General features: G+C 61.6%; 6 protein-coding genes. 3 read left to right on the forward strand and 3 right to left on the reverse strand.

The window, feature by feature from the left end:
* A partial coding sequence (locus tag VN856_RS04795) for an ATP-binding protein (RefSeq protein WP_325686681.1) occupies nt 1-1,609 on the reverse strand: 1,609 nt, incomplete at its 3' end.
* Nucleotides 1,610-2,361: 752 nt separating this feature from the next.
* On the opposite strand from VN856_RS04795, the gene VN856_RS04800 reads away from it, so the two are divergent.
* Together VN856_RS04800 and VN856_RS04805 are read left to right on the forward strand one after the other, a co-directional pair.
* Nucleotides 2,362-3,618, forward strand: coding sequence for a cation:proton antiporter (locus VN856_RS04800; RefSeq protein WP_325686683.1), 1,257 nt, complete (start codon nt 2,362-2,364; stop codon nt 3,616-3,618).
* A 183-nt stretch (nt 3,619-3,801) separates the two neighbouring features.
* The gene (locus VN856_RS04805) at nt 3,802-4,620 is read left to right on the forward strand and encodes a DUF4436 domain-containing protein (protein ID WP_325686685.1); all 819 of its coding nucleotides are present in this window, start codon (nt 3,802-3,804) and stop codon (nt 4,618-4,620) included.
* Nucleotides 4,621-4,663: 43 nt separating this feature from the next.
* Here the strand turns inward: VN856_RS04805 and VN856_RS04810 are convergent, their stop codons facing one another.
* Together VN856_RS04810 and VN856_RS04815 are read right to left on the reverse strand one after the other, a co-directional pair.
* The gene (locus VN856_RS04810; RefSeq protein WP_325686687.1) at nt 4,664-5,752 is read right to left on the reverse strand and encodes an NmrA family NAD(P)-binding protein; all 1,089 of its coding nucleotides are present in this window, start codon (nt 5,750-5,752) and stop codon (nt 4,664-4,666) included.
* A gap of 26 nt (nt 5,753-5,778) precedes the next feature.
* Nucleotides 5,779-6,960: a thiolase family protein gene (locus VN856_RS04815; protein ID WP_325686688.1), complete on the reverse strand. Its 1,182-nt coding sequence runs from the start codon at nt 6,958-6,960 to the stop codon at nt 5,779-5,781.
* 91 nt (nt 6,961-7,051) lie between these two features.
* Between VN856_RS04815 and VN856_RS04820 the strand changes: the two genes are divergently transcribed.
* Nucleotides 7,052-7,209, forward strand: a 158-nt coding sequence (locus tag VN856_RS04820; RefSeq protein ID WP_414686870.1) for a winged helix-turn-helix transcriptional regulator, incomplete at its 3' end; no start/stop codon positions are given.

Consider the following 7,209-nt stretch of genomic DNA (forward strand, 5'->3'; position numbering starts at 1 on the left):
AACCGATGACTGCGGCTGCGCTCAGGGTGCGCTTGGCCGCCGGGTCAAGCCGGTCGATGCGGGCGGCGATGGTCGCCTGCAAGGTGGCTGGCACACTGACCTCGCCAACATCGGTGGTCGATTCGTAGGCGTTGCGGTTACCCCGTAGCACCCCGCGCTCGGCCAGGTCGCGCACGATCTCCTCGGCGAAGAAGGGGTTGCCGGCGGCCTTCTCGGCAATCATAGTGATCACCTCGACGACCGAGGGGTTCGACCCGAGCAGCTCTGAAACCAAGGCTGCCGTTTCCGAATCACTCAGCGGCGCAAGGGCGATGGTTTGCGCGCCGTGCACCCGAGCCAACGCCTCCTCGTACTCTGGTCGGTAGGTGACCAGGACCAGCGAGGGCGTCTGCGGGATCACCGTGAGGAACTCGGTCAGCATCGACTCGCTTGCCTTATCGATCCAGTGCGCATCCTCCACGACGTAAACCGCCGGCACCTGGCGGGCTAACGAGGCGGCATTGACCAGCGCGGTCAACCGCCGCCGCCGGGCATCCGGATCGATCTTGGGCAGTTCGACATCGGGATCGGCGATGCCCAACAGGTCATCGAAGAGCAGCATGTCCTCGGGGTCGGCATCCGGCACTCGGGAGCGCAGTCGGTCACGACCCGCTGGGGCATCCAGGCCACGGACCCCGATGGCCGCGCGCAGCAGCTGCGCCACGACATGGAAGGGAACGTCGCTCGCGTGCGATTCGCAGTAGGCGCTGAACACCTCTACTTCGCGACCAGCCGCGATCGCCGCCACCTCACGCACCAGACGGCTCTTGCCGATACCCGGTGATCCCACCACCGTGATCACCGCACCGTGACCGTCAATCACACGTTCCAACAGACCTTCGACGGCGGCCATCTCCCAGCGCCGACCAACAAGGTTCGACTCGGCACGCCCGACAGCGTGACGCCCCTCCGGTACGCCCAGCAACCGCTGGGCGGCCACTGGCTCGTCGGAGCCCTTGATCTGAAGCAGCTCAGATTCGCCCAGAGTCGCAGCGGCCTCCACAAGTCGCGCTGTCGACGCGCTCAGCATCACCCCACCCGGGGGCGCCACCGCCTCCATCCGTTGCGCCATGCCAACCTGCTCACCGACGGCGGTGTAACCCAAAGCCCTGGAACCGATCTCACCGGCAATCACCTCGCCGGAGTTCAGGCCTACCCGCAACTGCAGCCCAACACCGTCGCGCTCTTGCACGTCGCCGGCAAGCCGCTGGGCCTCTTTCTGAATACCCAACGCCGCCAAGCAGGCACGAAAAGCGTGATCCTCCAACGCCACCGGCGCACCGAACACCGCCATGATCCCGTCGCCGGTGAACTTGTCCACAGTGCCGCCGTAACGCTGCACCACCGTCGAGGCATGATTGACCAGCTGGGTCATGATCTCGCGGAGGCGTTCCGGGCCCACCGCCGCGGCGATGTCCATCGAGTGCACCACATCGGCGAACAGGACGGTCACCTGCTTGTACTCCGCGCGGCTATCCAATTCGGTGACGGGAGCACCACAGCCGTCGCAGAATCGGGCGCCGTCCCGCGGTTCTGTGCCACACGTGCGGCATGCGGTCGCTGCGGTCATCCGACCCTCCGCCGGCCCCCGGATTCCTGGTTCACCAGCATAGGACGCCAGACGTCGCAGAAGCCTGATTCAGACCACGATCATCGGTGGTTGCGCCAGCGCCGCCTAGCCGAGCCGCTCGATGATGGTCGCGTTGGCGATCCCGCCGCCCTCGCCCATCATCTGCGCCCTAGCGCTTACCACGTCTGAGGCATTGAGACACTCGAAGGCCGGCCAGGATTCAAAGCCAGGTCGCGACCTGAGTCAGGTCACACGACGGCCGGACTGCAACCGGGCAGCCATCGAATTTGTCGAATCTGGGAAATATGAGTAATTGACCTGGGAGTTACCTGGAAATATGATAGTAATTGACCTCACGATTATAGGTGCTTGCCCGGCAGCGATAGCCATCAAGAAAGCGTTATGATTTTGTCCGCTTGCATTAAGAAAATGTAATCCGTCAGGAATACATAATGAACGTCGTGACGACGGTCACTACATGTTGCGGGGAGCTGCACAAATCGCTATACAAGATGCAGCGCAGCACCTGCGCGACCGATGATCTTAGGCAGTCAAAATCGCTTACTTACGTGGTGGATTGCGTGCCTGTACGCATACGTGGCTGTGAATGATCACAGATAGGAACATAATAATTAAAGATGTGCAGCAAGTCGTACGGGAAATATCCCGGGAAATATCCGGAGTGTCTTGGAAGCGATTTTTCGCCGATTGCCCCTGCGGTAGTGATCTCAATCGGTTGTTAGGGGGAATCGATGCCACTCGGTAACGCGCTGCAAGCACTAATCATGCTGGCCGTAGTCTTGATCGGCTCGGTGTTTTTCGGAAACATCTTCCGTCGGATTAAGCAGCCCGCGGTCGTCGGAGTAATCTTCTTTGGCATTGTGATGGGTACAATTCTGGCCCTCACTCCTGATTCCATAAAGTCTGTGTTGCTTTCGGCGACCTCGAAATCTCTCATCGACGCCGTGGGCCAAGCGGGCCTCTTGTTACTGATGTTCCTGGTCGGAATCGAGCTGCGTACTTACAGCAAATCAACATCAACCGAGCGGTCACCACTGTGGCAACTGGTGCCCTGTGTGGTGGCTCCGATCGTCGTCTGCGCAGCTGCAGCCGTGCCCTTCGCGCGCCAACTTGTTGGCCCACAAGGCAACTCGCTACAGGCGTGGGTGTTCGTCGGTGTGGCGCTGAGCGTCACGGCAGTTCCTGTTCTCGTGCTACTCATCCAAGATCTAGGGGTCCCAGCGCCCATCCCAGCGGTCGGGCTACGAATTGCCGTCACGGCTGATGCGACGGCATGGGCACTGGTGACCGCGTTGATCTTGTTGACCACCGACTTGGACTCGGTCTCGGTGACTGCCGTATGTGCCGGCGTCGCCTTGCTCGTCACAGTGATGCTTGTGCTGCCTCGGATCCTCCGACGGTGGTTCCAGGAGAATCAGCAGAGTGCTCCGTTTGTAGTAGCGATGTTCGCCTACGCGCTTACCGGAGCGGCAGCGACGCAGATATCCGGCTTCCACCCTGCCATCGGTGCCGTGATTGCCGGTCTGTTCTTCCCAGCGGGGCTGGCCAACGAGGCATCGCAGCGGGCCTTAGCCACGGTTGCTGACGTGCTCATTCCAGCGTTCTTCGTTTCCAGCGCGCTGTCTGTGCCGCTGGAAACTCTCGCGGATCTGATTCGATGGAGCGGTCTGCTGTGCCTGGTGACCCTCACCATCGCCGCCTTCGGTTCAAAGGTCGCGGTCGGACTCCTGGCCGGCAAGATGCAACGCTGGCCGCTAACCACCTCAGCTCAACTTGGCATCGCGCTGAACTGTCGCGGCATCACCGAACTCGCCATTGCGTCGGTCGGTCTCCAAGCCCACTTGATCGGTCCCTATGCGTTTGCGATGTTGGGTGCGCTTGCCATCGTGACGACCGCAGTGACGGCTCCGCTGTACCGCGCGGTCAACAACCGCGCGCACGCTCATACGTCACCCGCGGACGTCGGGCATGTGGCGCATGTGGCGTGACCCGGAATGGTTGATCCCAGGTTCATGAGAGTCTTGCGGCCCAAGTTGTGGGCGGGGAGGCTCGACGAAGATTGTGGCGCCCAGGACGCGACATCGCGCCGGCAGTCAACGATTCGCCGCGGACGGGGCCGGCCGCGCATGCGACTCGGCGTCGTCGCGCTGATGGGGCTCGTTGCCTGCGCAATGGCCGCGTCGGTCGTGTTGTACGTCAATGGCGCCGCATCCCAACGTATTCCAGCTCATAGCGTGGCCACCAGCGGCGGCACAACGGTGACGCTGGATGCGGTGAGCATTTCAAACAATTACCGCGAGCTCGTCGGCGACCTCATCATTAAGCCCGGACCTGCGTTGGTGGATCCGGCGACCGACAGCCTCAAGCAAGACCTCACTGTGGCAGTCACATCCGCGACGACGCCGATCAGGCGCACTTACTCCAGAGGCATGTTGCCCGGTGTTTTCCCTGTTCCGCTGACCTTGGCGCACGTCGTCGAACGCTGGCCGTTCGATAGCTATGACACCGGGCCGATCACGGTTGAAGTGTTCACGGGCCCTCAGCAACTGCCGGAACGCGCCAACCTGACATTCGTCGATGGGCTGAGCGGCTGGAAAGTGCACGTGGCTCGCGTGAACAACGCCAATGCGTCGTCACCCTATCAAGTCCAATTGCAACGCTCACCGAGCACGATGCTCTTCGCGATGGTCATCCTGTGCATCTTCGTGGCGATCGCGACAGTTGGCTTATTCGTTGCAATTCAGACGATTCGCGACCCACGCAGGTTTCAAGCGCCGATGACAACCTGGTACGCAGCGATGCTCTTTGCGGTGGTACCGCTGAGAAACGCACTTCCGGGCTCGCCCGCGTTCGGCAGCTGGATCGATCTCACGATCGTGCTGTGGGTCATGGTGGCTTTAGTGATCTCGATGCTGCTCTACATCGCGGCCTGGGTGCGATCGACATCTCAGACAGGAGGCAAAGTCGACGCCAGAACCCCCGCGCTTTAGTCCAAGGCGGGACCTCTGCCAATGAGGCCAGAGCGCATCTGATCTAAAGCTTCCCTGTCCTCATATCCTCGCCGATCTTGAGAATAGGAGTCTGGTTCTCTGGCTGAACTCGGTCCCACAGGCTGCCCTTGCCTAGCCTTTGCCCCGAGTGCTCTTCTCTCCTGAACCACTCCTCGGCACTCCTGATCCGATTCGGGTGTATCTCGTCGAGCAGAGCGTAGTTTCGCTCGACGATCCCGTGCTTCCACAGATTCCAGAATCCCGTGAAGTTATCGCGAACGCTCATGGTGCTCTTGTCATTTGGGTCCGCGTTGTACCCGGCCGGCGCATGTGCGAGCGGACTGAGCGGACCGTTCTTCCAGTACGTCTCCAGATCGGTGTCGATGTAGCGTGCCGGATGCCCGGTGACCTTCTCGAATGCCGCAGCGAGGTCGGCGTAGGCAATGTGGTCGATAGCGACTTCGAGGTTCATGCCGCTGGCGCGCTCGGGATGGTCGAAGAGCCAACGAACGTAATATCCGCAATCCTCAAGTGACACATGGGGCACGGCTCCCGCACCGAGTGGGACTCGCCACGTCACGACACCGTCTTCGACGGTCGGTGTCATCGGCGTCCGGGGAGCGATGGCCATCTCGATATAGGGACCCGTCGTGAAGAGCGCTGCTCCCATCCGGCCCTTGTTCGCCCGATTCTGAAACAAGATCCACTCGCCCACACGCCCCTTGCCGTCGTAATGACCGGTGCGGAACGTGGAGTCATATCCCGACTTCTTGAGCCCGTAGTCCAGGTTTCCGTAGACGAAGAATTTGACTCCTTCTTCGATGGCTATCTCGTAACTGCGGAGCGCCCAGTAGATTTCGGTTTTCTCGCCGGTATTGAACCCGTCGATGTTGACGAATGCGCCGTCGCAACCGCGGAATCCTTCCCGCAAGATGGCTTCGTCGGCGAAGGAGCCCTCCAGGACCGAAACGTTGTCGAGCGCCAGCAGATCGGCGGCTCGTCGCGAGGCGGGGTCGCGGCTAAGGAATCGAACGGAGTACTTCTTGTCGGAGACCAGGGCACGAATGATGGGAATGCCCTGGGCTCCGGTGCCGCCTATGACAAAGATTCTCGAGATGGTTTCAGATGACATCGCTAGCGGTCTCCGTTCATCGAGCGTCAGAGACGCTCGATGATCGTGGCGTTGGCCATACCACCGCCCTCGCACATGGTCTGCAGCGCATACCGGCCGCCACGTTGCTCCAAGGCATTGACCATAGTGGTCATGATGCGAGCGCCGCTGGCGCCCAACGGATGTCCGATGGCGATCGCGCCGCCGTTCACGTTGGTCTTGGCCAAATCGGCTCCGGTGTCCTTGGCCCAGGCCAGCACCACCGGCGCGAACGCCTCATTGACCTCGAACAGGTCGATCTCGGCGAGCGTCAACCCGGCGCGTTGCAGCACTTTTTCGGTGGCCGGAATAACGCCGGTCAGCATGTAGAGCGGATCCGAGCCCACCACAGTGGTGGTGTGAATCCGGGCCAGCGGACGCAAGCCCAGCTTCTTGGCTGCGGCCCCGCTGGTAATCAATACCGCGGCGCTCCCGTCCGACAGCGGTGAAGAGTTACCGGGCGTAATCTCCCAATTGATCTGCGGGAAGCGCTCTCCCACCGCGGGATCGTAAAATGCCGGCTTCAGCCCGGCGAGGGTCTCGACCGTAGTACCGGGACGGATGATCTCGTCGGTGCTCAACCCCGCGATCGGGGCCAGCTCGTTGTCGAAGAGTCCTTCCTTGGTCGCCCGTGCGGCTTTTTCATGGCTGGCCGCGGAGAACTCGTCGAGTTCGGTGCGCGAGAAACCCCAACGCGCGGCGATCAGCTCGGCGCTGATGCCCTGCGGCACCAGGCCTTCGGGGTAACGCTCCTTCATGCCCTGGCCGAACGGGTTGCTGCCCGGCAAAACCGACGTGCCCATCGGCACCCGGCTCATGGATTCCACCCCGGCGGCAACGACCACGTCATACGCGCCGGCGATGACACCCTGGGCGGCGAAGCTGATCGCCTGCTGGCTGCTGCCGCACTGGCGGTCGATGGTGGTACCCGGAACAGACTCCGGAAAACCCGCGCCCAGCAAGGCATTACGTGCGACGTTGACGGCCTGGTCCCCCACTTGGGTCACGGCTCCCGCGATGACATCGTCAATCTGCACCGGGTCCACACCCGTGCGCTGCACCAGCTCGCGCAGACTATGCGCCAGCAGGTCTGCGGGAAGCACCTCGTGCAGTGCACCGCTCGCCTTGCCTTTGCCGACCGGCGTACGTACCGCACCCACGATGACGGCATCTCGATCTTGGTATGCCACGACTCCTCCTTGAGTCCAAGCTAGGTTTATCCAGCTATACTCAGGTGTAACACCTAGGTATACTGTGAGCAACCCAGAACGGAGGTGATCTGTGCCACTCCTGCAAGGCGTGCTGGCCGACCGTGACGCATGGTCCTCAGTTGGTCACTGCTCGATCGAGAAGACCATGTCGGTGCTCGGCACCAAGTCCGCGATGCTGATCATGCGCGAGGCCTACTACGGCACCACTCGATTCGACGATTTCGCCCG

This window comes from Mycobacterium sp., from assembly GCF_035603715.1.
Taxonomy (GTDB): domain Bacteria; phylum Actinomycetota; class Actinomycetes; order Mycobacteriales; family Mycobacteriaceae; genus Mycobacterium.

Bases quoted from the DNA above. Each gene is read 5' to 3' on its own strand.
- VN856_RS04800 (WP_325686683.1), top strand. From the start codon at position 2,362: ATGCCACTCGGTAACGCGCTGCAAGCACTAATCATGCTGGCCGTAGTC.
- VN856_RS04805 (WP_325686685.1), top strand. From the start codon at position 3,802: ATGGCCGCGTCGGTCGTGTTGTACGTCAATGGCGCCGCATCCCAACGT.
- VN856_RS04810 (WP_325686687.1), bottom strand. From the start codon at position 5,752: ATGTCATCTGAAACCATCTCGAGAATCTTTGTCATAGGCGGCACCGGA.